This is a genomic window from Photobacterium sp. HL06, assembly GCF_059552575.1.
Map to the genome: position 1 here is coordinate 3,394,687 of NZ_CM183914.1, position 20,728 is coordinate 3,415,414.

The following is a 20,728-nucleotide window of genomic DNA, read 5'->3' on the forward strand; positions in this document are numbered from 1 at the left end:
GGCACGAAGAATGAGGTTTAGCCCGCTAAATATGTTCTGAGTAACGCCGTATGAAACCTTTTTAGCCTCTACCCAGAGGGCTGGGGCTATTTTTCCCGATCACTGCGTTGTCGAAATATCAATATAGATAGCTATGATTGAATTCCTCCGCCTTGTCATCGGAAAATATCGCCTCCAGCAGGAAAGGCGATGAAAGGTCAACAGGCCCTATGATTTAGCCACTTCACTGTCTTCAAGCTGGAACAACAAACTCTCAAATGCCGCCGCCATTTCCTCATTCGGCTCGCCGTCATACTTTTTGGCCCAGCTCAACGCAAACACCTGCTGGGGCGACACATCTGACAACCGACGATGGCCCCAATTATCCTGTTGCTCCTGTTGCTGGTAATGCGGGGTGATTTTGGCCAGCCTTACGGCTTTGCCTTCCAGTGCCTGCAGCACTTTTTCGCGCAATAGTGCCTGCGGCTTATCAAGCAGAACATGTACTTCAAGCAGCGGTTGCTGCTCACGGGGGACTTCCTCGGCATCCAGTGCAGCCAGTTCATCCAGCACCTGATCCAATGTCGCCGGCGAGGCAGGTATTTTCAACATGTCCACTACCCGAGGGATCGAAATCGGCTCAATATCAACTACTTGCTCGCCATCAAGTTCAACGACAACCACCTGGTGCTTGTAGCCCCGCTCTGACATCGACAAGGGTAAGGGTGATCCGCTGTAGCGAATATGCTCCTGCTTGGCGACCCGTTGCGCCAAATGCAGGTGACCCAGGGCAACATAGCTAATATCATCGGCAAAAATCGATGCCGGTAACGCATGCTGGTTCCCCCCCAGTACACGGCGTTCCGACATTTCAGACAGCTTTCCTGAAGCCATAAAGGCATGGCCCATCCCGATCAGTGCCTGTTCAGGGTTTCTTTGTTCACGGGCAACCTGGGTCATTTCGGCATACAAGGTTTCAACCCCCTTGATCAGGCGGTCATCACTTTCACTAAGATCTTCCGTACGCAAATCAGCACTGCGCAGGAAAGGCACAGCCAGTACCCAAGCACTCTGTTCACCAGATTTATTCGTCAGCGGCACCAACATCCGCTGATGGTCAAGCTGGCCATCCTGATCACGGTGAATACCACCAACCATATGTAAATCAAACGCTTTTAATAGCTCGTGCGGGGCATCGAGTTTGCTTGGCGAATCATGGTTACCACCAATCATTACCACATCCAACTGAGGCATCGTTTTAGCCAGGCGAGCCATAAAGCGATATAACATTCGCCAGGCACTCGCAGGCGGGTTGGCGGTATCAAAAATATCGCCCGCAACCAGCAGCGCATCGATCTGCTGTTGCTCTAGCGTATCAGCCAGCCAGTCCAGAAAAGCCTGATGTTCATAATCACGGTTATAGCCATGCAGCTGGTGGCCCAAATGCCAGTCGGAGGTATGGAGGATCTTCATTATTGGTGTATATGCCAGTCAGGAAAACTGGAACGATTGTACCCTACAAAATGGTTTTCCCAAGCTGTTCGGCCACAGAAAAATTGCGACAAAGCCAGAGCAATGCAATAAGATTGACAGCCAAATGCACAACCTAGGATTTGTAACTACCATGATGTGGTTTAAAAACATACTGACCTACCGCTTTACCCGAGAGATCGACCTCAACCCTGATCAGATTGAAAAGCAACTGGAAGAGTTCCGCTTTACCCCTTGTGGTAGCCAAGATATCCAAAAGTTTGGTTGGGTACACGCACTCGGTAAACATGGCGATATGTTCACACATGTAGTGGGCGACAATATCCTTGTCTGTGTACGTAAAGAAGAAAAAATGCTGCCAGCATCGGTAATTAAGGAATCCCTTAATGCCAAAGTAGAAATGCAGGAACAAGAGCAGGGTCGTAAGCTGAAAAAAAGCGAAAAAGACACCATCAAAGATGAAATCGTGATGGATTTGCTACCTCGCGCATTCAGCCGTCACTCGCAAACCTACGCGTTGATCATGCCGAAAGAAGGTTTCATCATCGTCGATGCCGGTAGCTACAAAAAAGCGGAAGACTTATTGGCACTATTGCGCAAATCAATTGGCTCTCTACCTGTTGTTCCTGTAACACCAGAAAAACCGGCTGAACTAACCATGACGGAATGGGTGCGTTCAAATACCTCACCAAACGGCTTTACCGTGGGTGAAGAGGCAGAGTTTAAAGCCATCTTAGAAGATGGTGGCGTGATCCGCTGCAAACAGCAAGACCTGAGCTGTGATGAAATTCTTGCGCACATCGAAGCCGATAAACTGGTGACTAAACTGGCAATGAACTGGCAAGACCGTATCGACTTCGTCCTTGAAGCGGATCTTGGCATCAAACGCTTGAAGTTCTCTGATGAAATAAAAGATCAAAATGAAGATATCGACCGCGAAGAGATCGCAGCTCGTATCGATGCCGATTTATCATTGATGTGTGGTGAATTCTCAGCCTTCCTGCCAAATGTATTTGATGTGCTGGGCGGCCTAGAAGCAAAAGAATAAAAATCTGAAGCTAGATTAATAGGGGCGAGTTCCGAGTAGCGAAATAACTCTCCGTCACTGACTTGCCCTTTCTTTGTGCATCCCAACTACCAGCTAGCTACCTTCTCGCCTCCCGATTCACGCTTCCCGCTTCTTTATCATTGCCTTTGCGGTACTGATCACAGTAAAATCCCGCCTCACATCCGTATCCCCTGCAGATACGGCCTGATTTGGAATCAGACACTGGAATATAAGAGCTATGTTTAAACCTGAATTGTTATCGCCTGCCGGCAGCCTGAAAAACATGCGTTATGCATTCGCATACGGCGCTGATGCTGTCTATGCTGGTCAGCCACGTTACAGCCTTCGTGTACGTAACAACGAGTTCAACCACGAAAACCTAAAAATCGGTATCGATGAAGCCCATGCCCAAGGCAAGAAGCTTTACGTGGTCTGTAACATTCAACCACATAACTCGAAGCTTAAAACCTTCATCCGCGATCTGAAGCCAATCGTCGAGATGGGCCCTGATGCCCTGATCATGTCTGATCCTGGCCTTATCATGATGGTACGCGAAAACTTCCCGGAAATGCCAATTCACCTTTCAGTTCAGGCCAATGCTGTTAACTGGGCAACCGTGAAGTTCTGGTCAACCCAGGGCGTTGAGCGTGTGATCCTGTCGCGTGAACTGTCGCTAGAAGAAATCGAAGAGATCCGCGAACACTGCCCAGAGACCGAACTGGAAATCTTCGTTCACGGCGCACTATGCATGGCTTACTCAGGCCGCTGCCTGCTGTCTGGCTACATCAACAAGCGTGATCCGAACCAGGGTACATGTACTAACGCCTGCCGTTGGGAATACAAAACTGAAAAAGCGACTGAAAACGACGCAGGTCAGATTGTTGAGGTACAGGAAGCTTCAACGGTACAAATGCAAGAAGCGGAAGAACGTCCTGACAATACGCTTGGTCTTGGCAAGCCAACTGACGAAGTTGTGCTATTGAGCGAAGCTCATCGCCCTGAAGAAAAAATGGCGGCATTTGAAGACGAGCACGGCACCTACATCATGAACTCCAAAGACCTTCGTGCTATTCAGCACGTTGACCGTCTAACCAAGATGGGCGTTCACTCGCTGAAGATCGAAGGCCGTACCAAATCATTCTACTACTGTGCACGTACTGCGCAGGTTTACCGTAAAGCGATTGATGATGCAGTAGCCGGTAAAGAATTTGACGAAAGCCTGATGGGTACGCTGGAAAGCCTGGCACACCGTGGCTACACCGAAGGCTTCCTTCGCCGTCATACCCATGATGCTTACCAGAACTATGACTATGGCTACTCTATCTCTGACTCCCAGCAGTTCGTTGGTGAATTCACAGGTAAACGCCGTGGCGACCTGGCTGAAATCGAAGTGAAAAACAAATTCATCGTCGGTGACAGCCTTGAAGTTATGACACCGAAAGGTAACGTGATCTTTAACCTTGAGATGATGGAAAACCGTAAATCAGAGTCGATTGATGATGCGAAAGGCAACGGCCACTTCGTCTTTATCCCTGTTCCGCAAGATATGGGTCTGGATTATGGCCTGCTGATGCGTAACCTTAATACTGGTGAAAATACCCGTAACCCACACGCACCAAAAGACGGTAAGTAATCGCTATGGCACTACTTATTACCAGTAAGTGCATCAACTGTGACATGTGTGATCCTGAGTGCCCTAACGAAGCGATCACCATGGGCGCAGAGATCTACGAGATCGATCCGGATCGATGCACCGAATGTAAAGGACATTACGACAAGCCAACTTGTCAGTCAGTTTGTCCTATTACCAACTGCATTATTACTGACCCGGACCATGTTGAGACTGACGACGAACTACTTGAAAAGTTCGTCACCCTACAAGGTCTCGCTTAATTGTCCGAGTGACCAATACAAAAAGCGCCGTAGGGCGCTTTTTTTTGCTTGTTTATACTGGAACCATTCTGGAACTGCCCCAGAACCTACCGGAACTGTCCCAGAACCTACCGGAACTATTTTCTCAAAAGGGCTAAACATTGCTCTGGCGGTTTGGGCGGTTTTTTCTTTGTTTTTACCACTTTCTTTTTGGCCTTTTCCGACTCTGGTTTAGGTTTCCACGAAACGAGTTCTGCTCCGCAGCCATCGCCAATCGGTGGTGCCTGCTGGGGTTTGCAATTATCATCACCTTGCGGGCAATGCAGTCTGACATGGAAATGGTAGTAATGCCCCCACCAAGGGCGCACTTTGCGAAGCCATGCTCTATCAGTCCACTCGCGCGCGCAGAGCTGCTCCTTAATCACCGGGTGGACAAAGATACGGGCAACCCGCTCATCGACTGCAGCCAGCTGTACCAACAGGGATTGTTCTTCGCCCCAGTTTTCCTGATTGATTTTATAATCCTTGATATGAACCATTGGCAATGGCTGCACATCAATCAGCTGCTCCTGGGACAAGGGTCCGTCGGTCAATTTAAGCCAGATATCGGCATCGAGGCCTGTCTGATGGCTGGCATGACCGGAAGAAAACCGGCCACCACGAGGCATAGCAATATCGCCAACCAGAAGCTGACCGAGGTTTAGCTGCCGAACCCCGTTAGAGAGATCATGAAGAAATTGAATCATACTCTGATGGCCATAATAGCGCTCACGGTGCGAGCGCATGACCTGGTAGCCATCACCTTGCAACGGCAAATCCTCACCGCCAGCCAGGCAACCGTTATTATAGGTACCGATGGATTCAGACTTCCCCGTACTTGGCGAGCTTATCTTCTCCCAAGGACTGGCTCCAACAAATTCGATAGGCACCAGCCATAGCAGTATCAACAATAAAAATCTCAATGCTACGCCCCTTATCAATCAACGTTCGAGAAAAATAGCTAGCCCCAAACCATTTAAAAAGCATAGCAACCAATTTTCTACGCGCACAAATAGAAAAGGCTACAAACTTGCAGCCTTTATCACCTATCCACCACAGCCAAACGGCTACTTCATCTGCTGATCCAGATTCAGTATCGTCAGGGCGTTGCTCACACTGGTTGCCAGCACATCCACAATTCCTGAACGCAGGGCACCAAGCAGAGCCAGCGCCTTGCTGTTCTCAGCTGCTGTCACAACCACGGTCGGAATATGGCGTAGCTCTTCCATACTCAGGCCAATCACCCGATCACTCATCATGGTATCGGCTTTCTGGCCCTGACTATCAAAAAAGTCATAACCCGCGATATCACCTACAACGCCTCGACGAATACGGGCTTCGACAATCTCTTGCGGAGTAAACCAGCCTAGCTTGACCATATGGCTGTTCTCGTTCATATCCCCGACACCGACCAGAGCAACATCAGCACGACGGGCACGGTCCAAGGTTTCCTTGACCGTACCGTTTTTCATGAAGGCTTCTTTAACCTTGATGTCTTCGACATAAGCCGGTGCATACAGGGTTTCACTGATCCCGTCATATTTCTTGGCAAGTTGACGACAGATATGGTCAGCATTAATTGCATTCCCCGAGCGATGGGTACCACCAATACCACATACAAAGCGGCACTTACGATGCGGTACTACCCCGACATGATTGGCTATCGTGGCGATATTTCGCCCCTGCCCGACAGTGACAACCATATCATCGGTTAAGGTTGATGCCAGATAGCTAGAGACCAAGCTTGCGACTTGCTGGCGCTGAGTTTCATCATCCGGTTGATCCAATGCAATCAGTGCGCGTTTTAAATTGAACCGCTCTATCAGTTGCTGCTCGAGTTTTTCACTGAACACCGGGTGATACTTGACGGTGATCTCAACCACCCCTTCATCACGTGCCCTGCGTAGTAAGCGGCCAACTTTGGCCCGCGACATCCCAAACTTTTTCGAGATTTCTTCCTGCGTGGCCCCATCCTGATAATAAGCAATGGCAATCTCCGTCAGCAGATCGCTATCAACATGGGTATTGTCATTGGTGGCTACTGTCATCACCTTTCCTTTCATGCTCTGCATGCTTTAACCATTGCGTCTATCTTACCTTGAAGCACTTTATGGTGCGAGCGACATCCCTCTATCGCGGGAGTACGCCATGCTGCAGCCTGAACAAAAGTCATTACCTCTTGGTTTGATATCTGGTAATAAACGGGAAATGTACAGTCATACCAATCTGGATAAGTAGATGGTCGATTTTTCATGTGGAAAAATTGCCAAATACAAGGCGGAAATTGCAGTAACTAGTGGTTCTAATTACAAAATTTTCAACGCAGTAGTTGGTGATTTTAACCATGAAAAATGACCAGATATTTATTTAGGTTGGTATCAGATAGCAATCTAGGGGTAAATCCTTCAGATGTAAAAAAGCCCAAGCCTTTCGTCGGGGACGCCTAGTCTTGGGCTTAGTATAAGTGGCGGAGCGGCTGGGGTCGCGATCGACCGGGACTCGAACCCGCGAATGCCTTCGGCAGCGTGACAGGCCACTGCTTTCAAGGTAAATAGGCTAACCAACTGAACTACCGCTCTTGTACTGACATACAAAAAATCCCCAGCATTTCTGCTAGGGACTTAATGATTGGCGGAGTGGACGGGACTCGAACCCGCGACCCCCGGCGTGACAGGCCGGTATTCTAACCAACTGAACTACCACTCCGCACTAAATTTAAAGCCTGGCGATGTCCTACTCTCACATGGGGAGACCCCACACTACCATCGGCGCTATTACGTTTCACTACTGAGTTCGGCATGGGATCAGGTGGGTCCATAATGCTATGGTCGCCAAGAAAATTCTTTTGAATATATTCCGCTGGCTATAAAGCCCGCTAGCTACGTTAAGTTGCTCTCTCGCTCAGTCATTTAGCAGGCTAAACTCCTTCGCTCGACTCACAACTTGTCTTGCTATCGAACTTTATTCCGGCGCTACCTTAGGTAGGCGGAATATCTTCATAATCTGGAAATATCTGACTTGTTCTCAGCACATCATTCAAGTGTTCGTGGAGTCCATACCTACATGGATGTAGGCAATACTGATAATCGTCTTGGTCCGGCATTCCGGGAACGATTTCAGTGAAAAACCCCTTGGGTGTTGTATGGTTAAGCCTCACGGGCAATTAGTACAGGTTAGCTCAATGCCTCGCAGCACTTACACACCCTGCCTATCTACGTCGTAGTCTCCAACAACCCTTTAGGATACTTAAAGTATCAGGGATGACTCATCTCAGGGCTCGCTTCGCGCTTAGATGCTTTCAGCGCTTATCGATTCCGAACTTAGCTACCGGGCAATGCCACTGGCGTGACAACCCGAACACCAGAGGTTCGTCCACTCCGGTCCTCTCGTACTAGGAGCAGCCCCCTTCAATCATCCAACGCCCACGGCAGATAGGGACCGAACTGTCTCACGACGTTCTAAACCCAGCTCGCGTACCACTTTAAATGGCGAACAGCCATACCCTTGGGACCGACTTCAGCCCCAGGATGTGATGAGCCGACATCGAGGTGCCAAACACCGCCGTCGATATGAACTCTTGGGCGGTATCAGCCTGTTATCCCCGGAGTACCTTTTATCCGTTGAGCGATGGCCCTTCCATTCAGAACCACCGGATCACTATGACCTGCTTTCGCACCTGCTCGAATTGTCATTCTCGCAGTCAAGCGGGCTTATGCCATTGCACTAACCTCACGATGTCCGACCGTGATTAGCCCACCTTCGTGCTCCTCCGTTACTCTTTGGGAGGAGACCGCCCCAGTCAAACTACCCACCAGGCACTGTCCGCACCCCCGATAAGGGGGCGACGTTAGAACATCAACACTACAAGGGTGGTATTTCAAGGACGGCTCCACCATATCTAGCGACATGGTTTCAAAGCCTCCCACCTATCCTACACATGTAGGGTCAATGTTCAGTGCCAAGCTGTAGTAAAGGTTCACGGGGTCTTTCCGTCTAGCCGCGGGTACACAGCATCTTCACTGCGATTTCAATTTCACTGAGTCTCGGGTGGAGACAGCGTGGCCATCATTACGCCATTCGTGCAGGTCGGAACTTACCCGACAAGGAATTTCGCTACCTTAGGACCGTTATAGTTACGGCCGCCGTTTACCGGGGCTTCGATCAAGAGCTTCGACCGAAGTCTAACCCCATCAATTAACCTTCCGGCACCGGGCAGGCGTCACACCGTATACGTCATCTTTCGATTTTGCACAGTGCTGTGTTTTTAATAAACAGTTGCAGCCACCTGGTATCTGCGACTCCCAGTAGCTCCATCCGCAAGGGACTTCACCGCCAGGAGCGTACCTTCTCCCGAAGTTACGGTACCATTTTGCCTAGTTCCTTCACCCGAGTTCTCTCAAGCGCCTTGGTATTCTCTACCTGATCACCTGTGTCGGTTTGGGGTACGATTGCTTACAACCTATCGCTTAGAGGCTTTTCCCGGAAGCATGGCATCAATGACTTCACCGCCGTAGCGGCTCGACATCGGGTCTCAGCCTTAAGTATTCCCGGATTTACCTAAGAATACAGCCTACACCCTTGAACCAGGACAACCGTCGCCTGGCCCACCTAGCCTTCTCCGTCCCCCCATCGCAGTTATAAGCAGTACAGGAATATTAACCTGTTTCCCATCGACTACGCCTTTCGGCCTCGCCTTAGGGGTCGACTTACCCTGCCCCGATTAACGTTGGACAGGAACCCTTGATCTTCCGGCGAGGGAGTTTTTCACTCCCTTTATCGTTACTCATGTCAGCATTCGCACTTCTGATACCTCCAGCAAACCTTACGATTCACCTTCAACGGCTTACAGAACGCTCCCCTACCCAATGCAGTAAACTGCATTGCCGCAGCTTCGGTGTATAGCTTAGCCCCGTTAAATCTTCCGCGCAGGCCGACTCGACCAGTGAGCTATTACGCTTTCTTTAAATGATGGCTGCTTCTAAGCCAACATCCTGGCTGTCTGAGCCTTCCCACATCGTTTCCCACTTAGCTATAACTTTGGGACCTTAGCTGGCGGTCTGGGTTGTTTCCCTCTCCACGACGGACGTTAGCACCCGCCGTGTGTCTCCCGGATAGTACTTACTGGTATTCGGAGTTTGCAAAGGGTTGGTAAGTCGGGATGACCCCCTAGCCTTAACAGTGCTCTACCCCCAGTAGTATTCGTCCGAGGCGCTACCTAAATAGCTTTCGGGGAGAACCAGCTATCTCCAGGTTTGATTGGCCTTTCACCCCTAGCCACAAGTCATCCGCTAATTTTTCAACATTAGTCGGTTCGGTCCTCCAGTAAGTGTTACCTCACCTTCAACCTGCCCATGGCTAGATCACCTGGTTTCGGGTCTAATCCTAGCAACTTATGCGCCCAGTTAAGACTCGGTTTCCCTACGGCTCCCCTATACGGTTAACCTTGCTACTAAAATTAAGTCGCTGACCCATTATACAAAAGGTACGCAGTCACACCACGAAGGTGCTCCTACTGCTTGTACGTACACGGTTTCAGGTTCTATTTCACTCCCCTCACAGGGGTTCTTTTCGCCTTTCCCTCACGGTACTGGTTCACTATCGGTCAGTCAGGAGTATTTAGCCTTGGAGGATGGTCCCCCCATGTTCAGACAGGATATCACGTGTCCCGTCCTACTCGATTTCACTAAAAGCGCGCTGTCGGCTACGGGGCTATCACCCTTTACTGCTGTGCTTTCCAGCACATTCGCCTAACGCTCAACTAGCTTAAGGGCTAATCCGGTTTCGCTCGCCGCTACTGCCGGAATCTCGGTTGATTTCTGTTCCTCGGGGTACTTAGATGTTTCAGTTCCCCCGGTTCGCCTCGCTACGCTATGTATTCACGTAGCGATACTGGCTTATGCCAGTGGGTTTCCCCATTCGGAAATCCCAGTCTCAGGTGGCTTTTACTGCCTAAACTGGGCTTATCGCAAGTTAATACGTCCTTCATCGCCTCTGACTGCCAAGGCATCCACCGTGTACGCTTAGTCACTTAACCATACAACCCCAAGAGGTTTCGTATGTTCAAACAACCAAGGTTTGTGTCTCTCCTTCTCTACATGAAAGAGCAGGGAGACATTGGTTTTTCGCCGGACTCTACACAAGACACTTGAATGTGTTTGCTTGAGAACTCGTTTCATCTCTCGATGAAACATTTAATTCAATCTTACAATACTTCGTAAAATGAATTTACTAGTCAGCTTTCCAGATTGTTAAAGAGCATGTGTTTCGTTATCTTCAAAAAGATAAAAGATCCACTTTCTAAAAACTTTCATCGACACAAAATCGACCCAACGGCAGTATTTCGCCATTGAATCTGCGTTTCGTGCAGAAAATATTTAGAGAGTGGTGGAGCTATGCGGGATCGAACCGCAGACCTCTTCGCTGCCAGCGAAGCGCTCTCCCAGCTGAGCTATAGCCCCATAATGGGTTCTTTTTTCTTTAGATAAAGGAAAAAGTGGTGGGCGATACCGGGCTCGAACCAGTGACCCCCTCCTTGTAAGGGAGGTGCTCTCCCAACTGAGCTAATCGCCCACGATAGTTTTAATTCCTTCGTGAGAAAGAATGGTGGGTCGTGCAGGATTCGAACCTGCGACCAATTGATTAAAAGTCAACTGCTCTACCAACTGAGCTAACGACCCTTGGCGTCCCGTAGGGGAGTCGAACCCCTGTTACCGCCGTGAAAGGGCGGTGTCCTAGGCCTCTAGACGAACGGGACTAAGTGTTTCTATTCAAGTTGTTGGGCAACTTGAATGCTCTCTACATTTCGACCAAGCAATCTGTGTGGACACTGCATAAAACAGCAAGTCTTTAGGTAAGGAGGTGATCCAGCCCCAGGTTCCCCTAGGGCTACCTTGTTACGACTTCACCCCAGTCATGAACCACACCGTGGTAAACGCCCTCCCGAAGGTTAAGCTATCTACTTCTGGTGCAGCCCACTCCCATGGTGTGACGGGCGGTGTGTACAAGGCCCGGGAACGTATTCACCGTAGCATTCTGATCTACGATTACTAGCGATTCCGACTTCATGGAGTCGAGTTGCAGACTCCAATCCGGACTACGACGTACTTTGTGGGATTCGCTCACCATCGCTGGTTGGCAGCCCTCTGTATACGCCATTGTAGCACGTGTGTAGCCCTACTCGTAAGGGCCATGATGACTTGACGTCGTCCCCACCTTCCTCCGGTTTATCACCGGCAGTCTCCCTGGAGTTCCCGCCATTACGCGCTGGCAAACAAGGATAGGGGTTGCGCTCGTTGCGGGACTTAACCCAACATTTCACAACACGAGCTGACGACAGCCATGCAGCACCTGTCTCAGAGTTCCCGAAGGCACGAAACCATCTCTGGTAACTTCTCTGGATGTCAAGAGTAGGTAAGGTTCTTCGCGTTGCATCGAATTAAACCACATGCTCCACCGCTTGTGCGGGCCCCCGTCAATTCATTTGAGTTTTAATCTTGCGACCGTACTCCCCAGGCGGTCTACTTAACGCGTTAGCTCCGAAAGCCACGGCTCAAGGCCACAACCTCCAAGTAGACATCGTTTACGGCGTGGACTACCAGGGTATCTAATCCTGTTTGCTCCCCACGCTTTCGCATCTGAGCGTCAGTCTTTGTCCAGGGGGCCGCCTTCGCCACCGGTATTCCTTCAGATCTCTACGCATTTCACCGCTACACCTGAAATTCTACCCCCCTCTACAAGACTCTAGTCTGCCAGTTCAAAATGCTGTTCCGAGGTTGAGCCCCGGGCTTTCACATCTTGCTTAACAGACCGCCTGCATGCGCTTTACGCCCAGTAATTCCGATTAACGCTCGCACCCTCCGTATTACCGCGGCTGCTGGCACGGAGTTAGCCGGTGCTTCTTCTGTCGCTAACGTCAAGGCATGCAGCTATTAACTACACACCCTTCCTCACGACTGAAAGTACTTTACAACCCGAAGGCCTTCTTCATACACGCGGCATGGCTGCATCAGGGTTTCCCCCATTGTGCAATATTCCCCACTGCTGCCTCCCGTAGGAGTCTGGACCGTGTCTCAGTTCCAGTGTGGCTGATCATCCTCTCAGACCAGCTAGGGATCGTCGCCTTGGTGAGCCGTTACCCCACCAACAAGCTAATCCCACCTGGGCTAATCTTAGCGCGAGAGGCCCGAAGGTCCCCCTCTTTGGCCCGTAGGCATTATGCGGTATTAGCTATCGTTTCCAATAGTTATCCCCCACACTAAGGCATATTCCCAGGCATTACTCACCCGTCCGCCGCTCGCCGCCCAACAAATCCCCCGAAGGTTCAATGTTGTCGCTGCCGCTCGACTTGCATGTGTTAGGCCTGCCGCCAGCGTTCAATCTGAGCCATGATCAAACTCTTCAATTAAAGTTTTGTTGTTTCTTTCGAAACGGCTCAATGAATACTGATTGAGTTTCCATTACTAGAAGCTAGTAACGAGAACTCGAATTGACTGTGCCGCTTTCTTATTTTCACTTTTTAATAAAAAGTGAAACAAAAAAGCAATCGAACTATTTCTAGCTCTTGGTCACTCAGTTCATTGATAAATCTTTTGACTAATCATTTCACGAGTGCCCACACAGATTGCATGGTCAAATTGTTAAAGAACGTTGTTGCCTCAGCTATCTAACGAGTAGTTTGTCGTGACAACGGAAGCGAATTATAGGGAGATATTTGGTAGTTACAACAGTTTTTTGAAGAAAAAACGCCAAGCGGGCAAACTTTAACCAAAATGCGCAAAACTGTATAGAGCGGCATCACAGATAAAGGGGCAACAGTTAATCAAACTCACTATATTTAGAGATAACTGTATCTAAAGCTACTGACTGGTTATTGTTCCATCGATCTGTCCAGCTAACAGTAACATTAACCTTTTTGGTTCCAGCAACTGGAGTATCATCATTTACAGTGACAACTCTAGTTACTGTCGAACCCGCCATTGATAGAGATTCAGTCGAATTAACAATCGCGCTATACAGTATTGTACCTATTGCAGCACTTTGTGAACGTGTTCGAAAATGCTCTAATTTCTCTTCTGCTAAATAGAGGGCATCGATACTACGCAGCGCACTTTCAGATTTCACTTCCATATAGGTTTGCAGTTTTACCAACCCCAAAACACCAATAGACAATACAAGTAACGAGATGAGTACCTCAATGAGGCTAAAGCCTTTAAAGTTAGATGTCATTCCATGATCCCTCAATCCATCGAACTTTCTTAAACTTATTTAAGGGTTTTTCTATCAGATTACGGTTGTACAAAAAATTCATTGCACTTCCAAAAACAGCGTATTGGCCAGGTGCATCCATAACATACCCACCTGATGGCATAAACGCTCCCGATTGATAGTACGATACTTTATCTAACGGCACTGAAGAGTTAATAGGTAAATTTTTATGGGATGCCATATCAGCCCAAATATCAGGATGAGGTGAAAATATAGTATTAAAATGATATATCATTCCTGGAAACTTATGAGCACCACGAACTGATAGTATTCCATCTTGAATCACCAAAATTATCCCATCAATAGATGGTGTATCAGCTATAGCTTGATCAATAACCTTAAATGCATCATCACTTTCATTTAATTCACAAGTTCCATCAACCCAAATAAGATCAAACTTATCTTTTATCGCTCCAGCAATTTTTTCCCCACAATTTACAAGTTTTTTATATTGAACACCTCCAGATAAGGTTGTAACCATAGTGCCATATAACAGCTTAAAGTCTTTACTATCCTTAATATCTTGCCAATTTGATCGAGGAGTAGAAAACACATCTTGAAATGGATCAAAATCAGGATCATATAAAACATCTCGCTTGTCATTACCCAATGTTCCAGACCAGCTTCCAGAGCCTATCGTCGATTGATACCCGGACGCACATGATTGTCCAGCTGGAAAGTCTGTATAAGGTGGCTCAGAACCGATAAAACCTTGGTTGATCAAATGACCAAAAACATCAACGGTTCCTTTAAAGCGTAATATCGTACATTGCCAAGTATTAGTATTCGATATTTTTGTACCTGGATCTGGAGATAATGTATATGATCCACTAAAAAAAATATCAGAACTACTTTTTAACACCCCTGAAGTCCCGCTGCCGCCAGTAACAAAGTTCTTTTTGATAATCTTGACTGCATCATTTACATTTGAATTTGAAGCTAGCAAGTAAGGTCCGACCCCACTAATATCTAAACCAGATAACTGTAAAGGAGTCTTACAATTATCGTCCAATTTTAATTTAGCTTCATTAACATCTTTTAATATCATTACTTGTGTAAAGCCACACTCCACCCCACCTTCAGCCAACCAATGAGCTTTTCTTGCTAAAACTTCATTCTGTGTCCTCTTTATTTGATAAAATAAATTTTTATACGACGCCAGTGAAAACAGTAGCGAAACAACTAACAGCATCACTGTAACTAATAAGGTCGCCATTCCATTTTGACTTTTCATTAATTCCAATTCCTTGCCTTAACGCTTGTCTCAACAGTTTTTGAATAACTGCTATTTTTTAATGATGCCGTTAGACTGATGTTCAATAATGTTGAACTAGCACTGGATGACGCCAATAATGTTGGTGTAACGCTAAAATTAGTTATTGTTATATGAGATAAATCAAGCAATGTCGATGTCTTATTACCACTCCCACAAGTGGCATCCGTTTGCATTACCGCACCTGCTTTAGGAACTGTATCGACACACATTTGAAGTGATTTAGGTGAACCAGTCTTTAAACGAAACTTGACGATACGCCACTTGGCATTCTCATCTTCATAAATATAACTAACAGCATCGTTTGTTGATGGAACAACAAAGGTTGAAGTCGAACCTGATAGCACCAGCGATCCTGTATTATTGGCGTTAAATCCCGCGCGTTGTACATCATTTTTTATCAAACGAATGGCGTCGTTCATACCTTGGGCTAACATCAACTGCTTGGTTCGCTCTGCAGCTAAGTTGTAGCCAGAGAGAAAAACAGCCCCAACAGAACCAAGCACAATCAATCCGAGACTGGATGCAACCAATAATTCAATTAGTGAGAAACCACGCTGCATTACCAAGCGTTTAGCTACATTTTTCATAGCCATAATAGCCTCCGGTTATTCCACAGGTTTTAATTCGGCCAGATACCTGATTAATCAATACCTTCAAATCTTTATTAGCCACGGTATAAAATTGATAAGCGACCTGATTACTCGAGGTAGCCCTCACCGGATCAATGGAATAACTTTTAGAACCTGAAGTGACTGATGTATATACCTTCGAAAAATCCTTTCCATCAAGTAGGAGAATCGCGGCATTCCTTGCCAAGTTACGGCTTGTTACTGTTGTGGTTGCATTGGTGACTGCAATCACCCACTCACCGTCATTTTTGTAAACAGTTTCGTTGCCATCATCCCGAACGAAATGAACTTTCAACTCTTCATTTCTCATCACCGCTTCAGATTTTGCCTGAACCAATAACCACTTTATTTCTGTCGCGAGTCGTTTAACCTTGTTGCTCTCAATTAACGAACTAAAGGAAGGGGCTGCCGCAGTGGCCAGTACCACCATTACAGCGATGACAATCAGCATCTCGAGCAAAGTAAATCCATCAACGCTTTGGCCGTTGTTGCGCATGAAAAGTAATCTGATGAATGTTTCGCGAGCCATTCCCCAATTCCCTTTGCAAACATCGTGACAGTTCAATATCACCTTGATTTATATGCTATCACCACAGCAAGATATGTTTGATTTAATTAGAAAAGTTATCGAGCTAACTCTAAAAAATACGAGATATAAAGAAATGGTGAAACAAAAAGGCGTGACACTAATCGAATTGCTAGTCGCTATCGCCGTGATCGGAATATTGACGACAATCGCCTACCCTTCCTACCAAAACCATCTTAAAAAAGGCCATCGAGCTCAGGCAATGACCGATATGATAAAGATTCAATTAACGCTGGAAGAAGGCTATACCCAAAGTAGCAACTACGACTACAGCATTATCAGTGGCGGGACATGTAGCTTTTGCGAGTCAGACATTAATAGATATAAGCTGGATATTGATTCATCGGGAACGGGAATGAACACCTATAAAATCAAAGCTGTTCCCAAATCAGGAACGGTACAAGCCGATGACAACTGCGGAACGCTTTCCTTAAACGCAGCAGGGATTGGAGAGGCTAAAAAAGACGGGAAATCAGTAAACGGGTGCTGGTAAAGACAATTAACCTACAAAAAAGCCGACTTTCGTCGGCTTTTAATAATCACATATGACAAGCTACTAACCCGTCAAATCATCAAAGAACTTCTTCACACCATCGAAGAAGCCTTCAGATTTTGGCTTGTGCTTCTTTGCAGCTGATCCACCCAGGGTATCTTCCAGCTCTTGCAGAAGTTCTTTCTGACGTGAGCTCAGGTTAACCGGCGTTTCAACCACCAGCTTACAAATCAGATCGCCCACCGTACCACCACGAACAGACTTCACACCTTTAGCACGCATACGGAACATGCGGCCGGTTTGGGTCTCTGACGGTACTTTCAGGTTTACACGGCCATCTAAAGTCGGCACTTCAACTTCGCCACCTAGGGCTGCCATTGTAAAGCTGACCGGTACTTCGCAATATAGGTTGCTACCATCACGCTCGAAGATATGGTGCTGGGCTACGTGAACCTGTACGTACAGATCGCCTGCTGGTGCACCAAATTCACCCGCTTCACCTTCACCAGATAGACGGATACGATCACCCGTATCAACGCCAGCCGGGATCTTCACAGATAGAGTCTTAGTTTCTTCCTTACGGCCTTGGCCGTGACAGGTACCACAAGGCTCTTTGATGATCTTGCCGCGACCATGACAGTGCGGACAAGTCTGCTGTACGGCAAAGAAGCCCTGGCGCATTTGCACTTGGCCTTGACCATGACAGGTGCCACAGGTTGTCGCTGACGTACCTTTCTTAGCACCAGAACCGTCACAGGTATCACAACCAACTAAGGTTGGGACACGGATTTCCTTAGAACAACCACGTACGGCTTCTTCTAAGGTCAGTTCCATGTTGTAGCGCAAATCAGCACCACGTTGCGCACGTTGCTGGCCACCGCGACGACCACCGCCACCACCGAAGATATCGCCGAACACATCGCCGAAAATATCGCCAAAGTCTGCGCCGCCACCGAAGCCGCCACCGCCGCCGCCCATTCCGCCTTGTTCAAAAGCAGCATGGCCATACTGATCGTATGCGGCTTTCTTTTGAGGATCAGTTAAGATCTCATAAGCGGTTTTAACTTCTTTGAATTTTTCTGCAGCCTGATCATCACCCTGATTACGGTCGGGGTGAAACTTCATCGCAAGGCGCTTATAGGCCTTTTTAATATCACGTTCTGACGCGTCACGGCCAACGCCAAGAACTTCGTAAAAGTCACGTTTTGACATACTTAACTGTCACCTGCCTGAATACAACTACGGGCGCAAGAGTACTCCTCTAACGCCCGTGCGAAAATAAGATTATGAATTAACTATCTTATTTTTTATCGTCTTTAACTTCTTCGAACTCAGCGTCAACAACATTTTCGTCTTGTTGAGCTTTCTGCTCGCCTTCACCGGCTTGTGCCTGCTGAGCTTGAGCTTGCTGCTGAGCGATTTCCATTAGCTTCTGAGAAGCTTCGATTAGCGCTTGAACTTTTGCGTCAATCGCTTCTTTATCTTCGCCTTTACGTGCTTCTTCTAGTTCAGAAATAGCGGCTTCGATTTTTTCTTTCTCATCAGCAGGAAGTGCTTCACCCGCTTCTTCGATTTGCTTGCGCGTACCGTGAACTAGCTGGTCAGCTTGGTTACGTGCAGTTACTAACTCTTCGAACTTCTTGTCAGCTTCTTTGTTAGCTTCTGCTTCTTGTACCATTTTCTCGATATCTTCATCGCTCAGGCCGCCAGAAGCTTGGATAGTGATCTTCTGCTCTTTGCCTGTGCTCTTATCTTTTGCAGATACGTGAAGGATACCATCTGCATCAAGATCGAAAGTCACTTCGATTTGAGGCATACCGCGAGGAGCAGCCTGGATACCTTCAAGGTTGAACTGGCCAAGTGACTTGTTGTAGGTCGCTTGCTTACGCTCACCCTGTAGAACGTGGATTGTAACCGCGTTCTGGTTGTCTTCTGCAGTTGAGAATACCTGATTTGCTTTTGTTGGGATCGTGGTGTTCTTCTCGATAAGTTTAGTCATTACGCCACCCATGGTTTCAATACCAAGAGATAGTGGAGTAACGTCTAGTAGAAGAACGTCTTTCACGTCGCCTGCAAGTACGCCGCCCTGAACTGCCGCACCAACAGCAACAGCTTCATCTGGGTTCACGTCTTTACGTGGTTCTTTGCCGAAGAATTCAGTTACTTTAGCCTGAACCATTGGCATACGAGTCTGACCACCAACTAGGATAACGTCAGTGATATCGCCAACAGATAGGTCTGCATCAGCAAGAGCAACTTTTAGCGGCTCAAGAGAACGCTGTACTAGATCTTCAACAAGAGACTCAAGCTTCGCACGAGTCACTTTGATGTTCATGTGCTTAGGACCTGTTGCATCAGCAGTTACGTAAGGTAGGTTTACGTCAGTTTGCTGTGCAGAAGACAGTTCAATTTTCGCTTTTTCAGCCGCTTCTTTAACGCGCTGCATTGCAAGAGGATCGTTCTTAAGGTTGATGCCTTGCTCTTTGTTGAACTCTTCTACCAGGTAGTTGATCATGCGGTTATCGAAATCTTCACCACCAAGGTGTGTATCACCGTTAGTTGCTAGAACTTCAAATGTTTTCTCGCCTTCAACTTCATCGATTTCGATGATTGAGATATCGAACGTACCACCACCAAGGTCGTAAACAGCGATAGTGCGGTCGCCGCCTTGCTTATCAAGACCGTAAGCTAGTGCAGCCGCTGTTGGTTCGTTGATGATACGCTTAACTTCAAGACCTGCGATACGGCCAGCATCTTTTGTTGCCTGACGCTGTGCATCGTTGAAGTAAGCAGGAACAGTGACAACTGCACCAGTTACTTCTTCGCCTAGGAAGTCTTCAGCCGTTTTCTTCATTTTCTTAAGAACTTCAGCAGATACCTGAGGAGCCGCCATTTTCTGGCCTTTTGCTTCTACCCATGCATCGCCGTTATCTGCCTTAACGATTTTGAAAGGCATGATTTCGATATCACGCTGAACTTCTTCGTCTTCAAAACGACGACCGATCAGACGTTTGATAGCGAAAAGCGTGTTTTCAGGGTTTGTTACCGCCTGACGCTTAGCTGGCTGACCAACTAATGTTTCACCATCTTGGGTGTAAGCAACAACAGATGCCGTTGTACGCTCACCCTCTGCATTTTCAACTACGCGTGGTTTTTCACCATCAAGTACTGCTACACAAGAGTTAGTTGTACCCAAGTCAATACCAATGATTTTACCCATCAGGCTTTCTCCGAAATTCGTTTAGTTCTACTTACCAGCTCTACATATGCGAGCAAGCGGTGCGGACTCTACCGCAGAAATTAATTTACGATGTCGTATGACTACTAGATAAGGGCAGTCATTTTGTTTTCAAGGGCAACATCGAAAAAAAATCAAAAAAATAAAAACCCGCGTTTACACCACGGGCTTCTGTTAGCAAAGGACCGACTTACGCCTGGGTATCCACGTTACCTGCAGCCGCCTTAGATACCATTACCATTGCCGGACGTACAACACGGCCGTTAAGCTCGTAACCTTTCTGCATTACCAGCATCACCGTATTTGGCTCATGCTCAGCACTTTCCTGGATCGACATCGCCTGGTGGAACTCAGGGTTGAAAGCTTCGCCAACCGGGTTGATTTGCTTCAGGCCAAACTTCTCGACAGTGTCAGTCATTGTTTTCAGCGTCAGCTCAACACCTTCTAGCATTGGCTTGATCGCTTCATCACTCTTGTCAGACATCTCGATAGCACGTTCCATGTTATCGATAACCGGCAATAGCTCTTCAGCAAACTTGTTCAGGGCGAATTTACGCGCCTTGTCGACTTCTTGCTCGGTACGGCGGCGCATATTTTCAATATCTGCGCGAGCACGCAATACACTGTCTTGCTGGTCTCGTACCTTCGCTTCGCTAGTTAGCAGAGCAGCTTCAAGTTCTGCGATACGCGCAGCCTGAAGCTCTTCTGCAGTCATTTCTACTACTTGTTCCTCAGCAGATTCAGTTTCAGCTGCATCCACAGTGTCTTGCTGCAGCTGTTCGTCCTGTACTTTTTTCTCTTCGTTGCTCATGC

At 47.6% G+C, this 20,728-nt stretch carries 14 protein-coding genes, 5 tRNA genes and 3 rRNA genes; 4 read left to right on the forward strand and 18 right to left on the reverse strand.

What is annotated here, in order from left to right:
- Window positions 1–207 precede the first annotated feature (207 nt).
- Window positions 208–1,452 carry an exonuclease SbcCD subunit D gene (locus AC51G0_RS15350; RefSeq protein ID WP_496299573.1) on the reverse strand — a complete coding sequence of 415 codons (1,245 nt, stop codon included), beginning with the start codon at window positions 1,450–1,452 and terminating at the stop codon, window positions 208–210.
- Window positions 1,453–1,606: 154 nt separating this feature from the next.
- Between AC51G0_RS15350 and rdgC the strand changes: the two genes are divergently transcribed.
- The 3 genes from rdgC to AC51G0_RS15365 all read left to right on the forward strand — a co-directional run bounded on the left by rdgC (window position 1,607) and on the right by AC51G0_RS15365 (window position 4,411).
- Window positions 1,607–2,518 carry a recombination-associated protein RdgC gene (gene rdgC, locus AC51G0_RS15355; RefSeq protein ID WP_496301973.1) on the forward strand — a complete coding sequence of 304 codons (912 nt, stop codon included), beginning with the start codon at window positions 1,607–1,609 and terminating at the stop codon, window positions 2,516–2,518.
- Between the two features lie 238 nt (window positions 2,519–2,756).
- Window positions 2,757–4,151: a prephenate-dependent tRNA uridine(34) hydroxylase TrhP gene (gene trhP / locus AC51G0_RS15360; RefSeq protein WP_496299574.1), complete on the forward strand. Its 1,395-nt coding sequence runs from the start codon at window positions 2,757–2,759 to the stop codon at window positions 4,149–4,151.
- Window positions 4,152–4,156: 5 nt separating this feature from the next.
- The gene (locus AC51G0_RS15365) at window positions 4,157–4,411 is read left to right on the forward strand and encodes a YfhL family 4Fe-4S dicluster ferredoxin (protein ID WP_496299575.1); all 255 of its coding nucleotides are present in this window, start codon (window positions 4,157–4,159) and stop codon (window positions 4,409–4,411) included.
- 116 nt (window positions 4,412–4,527) lie between these two features.
- Here the strand turns inward: AC51G0_RS15365 and mepA are convergent, their stop codons facing one another.
- The 14 genes from mepA to AC51G0_RS15435 all read right to left on the reverse strand — a co-directional run bounded on the left by mepA (window position 4,528) and on the right by AC51G0_RS15435 (window position 16,127).
- Complete coding sequence (mepA, locus tag AC51G0_RS15370) at window positions 4,528–5,352, reverse strand: penicillin-insensitive murein endopeptidase (protein WP_496299576.1); 825 nt, start codon at window positions 5,350–5,352, stop codon at window positions 4,528–4,530.
- Between the two features lie 144 nt (window positions 5,353–5,496).
- On the reverse strand, window positions 5,497–6,477 hold the full coding sequence (locus AC51G0_RS15375; protein ID WP_496301974.1) for a sugar-binding transcriptional regulator: 981 nt from the start codon (window positions 6,475–6,477) through the stop codon (window positions 5,497–5,499).
- A 581-nt stretch (window positions 6,478–7,058) separates the two neighbouring features.
- Window positions 7,059–7,135: transfer RNA gene (locus AC51G0_RS15380), tRNA-Asp, on the reverse strand.
- 14 nt (window positions 7,136–7,149) lie between these two features.
- A 5S ribosomal RNA gene (rrf, locus tag AC51G0_RS15385) occupies window positions 7,150–7,265 on the reverse strand.
- 306 nt (window positions 7,266–7,571) lie between these two features.
- A 23S ribosomal RNA gene (locus tag AC51G0_RS15390) occupies window positions 7,572–10,463 on the reverse strand.
- Between the two features lie 348 nt (window positions 10,464–10,811).
- A tRNA-Ala gene (locus tag AC51G0_RS15395) sits at window positions 10,812–10,887 on the reverse strand.
- 36 nt (window positions 10,888–10,923) lie between these two features.
- Window positions 10,924–10,999: transfer RNA gene (locus AC51G0_RS15400), tRNA-Val, on the reverse strand.
- Between the two features lie 31 nt (window positions 11,000–11,030).
- Window positions 11,031–11,106, reverse strand: a tRNA-Lys gene (locus AC51G0_RS15405).
- Window position 11,107: 1 nt separating this feature from the next.
- Window positions 11,108–11,183: transfer RNA gene (locus AC51G0_RS15410), tRNA-Glu, on the reverse strand.
- Between the two features lie 97 nt (window positions 11,184–11,280).
- Window positions 11,281–12,833: ribosomal RNA gene (locus AC51G0_RS15415) — 16S ribosomal RNA — on the reverse strand.
- Together the 16S, 23S and 5S rRNA genes with 5 tRNA genes alongside form the textbook arrangement of a ribosomal RNA operon.
- Before the next feature lie 410 nt (window positions 12,834–13,243).
- Window positions 13,244–13,654, reverse strand: coding sequence for a type IV pilus modification PilV family protein (locus tag AC51G0_RS15420; protein ID WP_496299578.1), 411 nt, complete (start codon window positions 13,652–13,654; stop codon window positions 13,244–13,246).
- A complete protein-coding gene (locus tag AC51G0_RS15425) occupies window positions 13,644–14,927 on the reverse strand; it encodes a hypothetical protein (RefSeq protein ID WP_496299579.1) in 1,284 nt (427 codons plus the stop codon). The genes AC51G0_RS15420 and AC51G0_RS15425 overlap by 11 nt, the downstream gene beginning before the upstream one ends.
- Entirely contained in the window at window positions 14,927–15,562 is a 636-nt protein-coding gene (locus AC51G0_RS15430; protein ID WP_496299581.1) for a prepilin-type N-terminal cleavage/methylation domain-containing protein, read from the reverse strand. The genes AC51G0_RS15425 and AC51G0_RS15430 overlap by 1 nt, the downstream gene beginning before the upstream one ends.
- A complete protein-coding gene (locus tag AC51G0_RS15435) occupies window positions 15,540–16,127 on the reverse strand; it encodes a pilus assembly FimT family protein (protein ID WP_496299582.1) in 588 nt (195 codons plus the stop codon). Before AC51G0_RS15435 ends, AC51G0_RS15430 begins: the two co-directional genes overlap by 23 nt.
- 73 nt (window positions 16,128–16,200) lie before the next feature.
- Here AC51G0_RS15435 and AC51G0_RS15440 point away from each other — a divergent pair, with 73 nt between their 5' ends.
- A complete protein-coding gene (locus tag AC51G0_RS15440; protein WP_496299584.1) occupies window positions 16,201–16,677 on the forward strand; it encodes a type IV pilin protein in 477 nt (158 codons plus the stop codon).
- Between the two features lie 63 nt (window positions 16,678–16,740).
- Here the strand turns inward: AC51G0_RS15440 and dnaJ are convergent, their stop codons facing one another.
- The 3 genes from dnaJ to grpE form a co-directional block, all read right to left on the reverse strand.
- Entirely contained in the window at window positions 16,741–17,889 is a 1,149-nt protein-coding gene (gene dnaJ / locus AC51G0_RS15445; RefSeq protein ID WP_496299585.1) for a molecular chaperone DnaJ, read from the reverse strand.
- An 88-nt stretch (window positions 17,890–17,977) separates the two neighbouring features.
- On the reverse strand, window positions 17,978–19,897 hold the full coding sequence (dnaK, locus tag AC51G0_RS15450; protein WP_496299587.1) for a molecular chaperone DnaK: 1,920 nt from the start codon (window positions 19,895–19,897) through the stop codon (window positions 17,978–17,980).
- Between the two features lie 208 nt (window positions 19,898–20,105).
- Entirely contained in the window at window positions 20,106–20,726 is a 621-nt protein-coding gene (gene grpE / locus AC51G0_RS15455) for a nucleotide exchange factor GrpE (protein ID WP_496299589.1), read from the reverse strand.
- Between the last annotated feature and the right edge of the window lie 2 nt (window positions 20,727–20,728).

Coding starts and splice junctions, on each gene's coding strand:
- AC51G0_RS15430 (WP_496299581.1), bottom strand. CDS start 15,562: ATGGCTATGAAAAATGTAGCTAAACGCTTGGTAATGCAGCGTGGTTTC.
- AC51G0_RS15350 (WP_496299573.1), bottom strand. CDS start 1,452: ATGAAGATCCTCCATACCTCCGACTGGCATTTGGGCCACCAGCTGCAT.
- AC51G0_RS15435 (WP_496299582.1), bottom strand. CDS start 16,127: ATGGCTCGCGAAACATTCATCAGATTACTTTTCATGCGCAACAACGGC.
- dnaK (WP_496299587.1), bottom strand. CDS start 19,897: ATGGGTAAAATCATTGGTATTGACTTGGGTACAACTAACTCTTGTGTA.
- AC51G0_RS15440 (WP_496299584.1), top strand. CDS start 16,201: ATGTTTGATTTAATTAGAAAAGTTATCGAGCTAACTCTAAAAAATACG.
- AC51G0_RS15420 (WP_496299578.1), bottom strand. CDS start 13,654: ATGACATCTAACTTTAAAGGCTTTAGCCTCATTGAGGTACTCATCTCG.
- grpE (WP_496299589.1), bottom strand. CDS start 20,726: ATGAGCAACGAAGAGAAAAAAGTACAGGACGAACAGCTGCAGCAAGAC.
- AC51G0_RS15425 (WP_496299579.1), bottom strand. CDS start 14,927: ATGAAAAGTCAAAATGGAATGGCGACCTTATTAGTTACAGTGATGCTG.
- rdgC (WP_496301973.1), top strand. CDS start 1,607: ATGTGGTTTAAAAACATACTGACCTACCGCTTTACCCGAGAGATCGAC.
- AC51G0_RS15365 (WP_496299575.1), top strand. CDS start 4,157: ATGGCACTACTTATTACCAGTAAGTGCATCAACTGTGACATGTGTGAT.
- dnaJ (WP_496299585.1), bottom strand. CDS start 17,889: ATGTCAAAACGTGACTTTTACGAAGTTCTTGGCGTTGGCCGTGACGCG.
- AC51G0_RS15375 (WP_496301974.1), bottom strand. CDS start 6,477: ATGACAGTAGCCACCAATGACAATACCCATGTTGATAGCGATCTGCTG.
- trhP (WP_496299574.1), top strand. CDS start 2,757: ATGTTTAAACCTGAATTGTTATCGCCTGCCGGCAGCCTGAAAAACATG.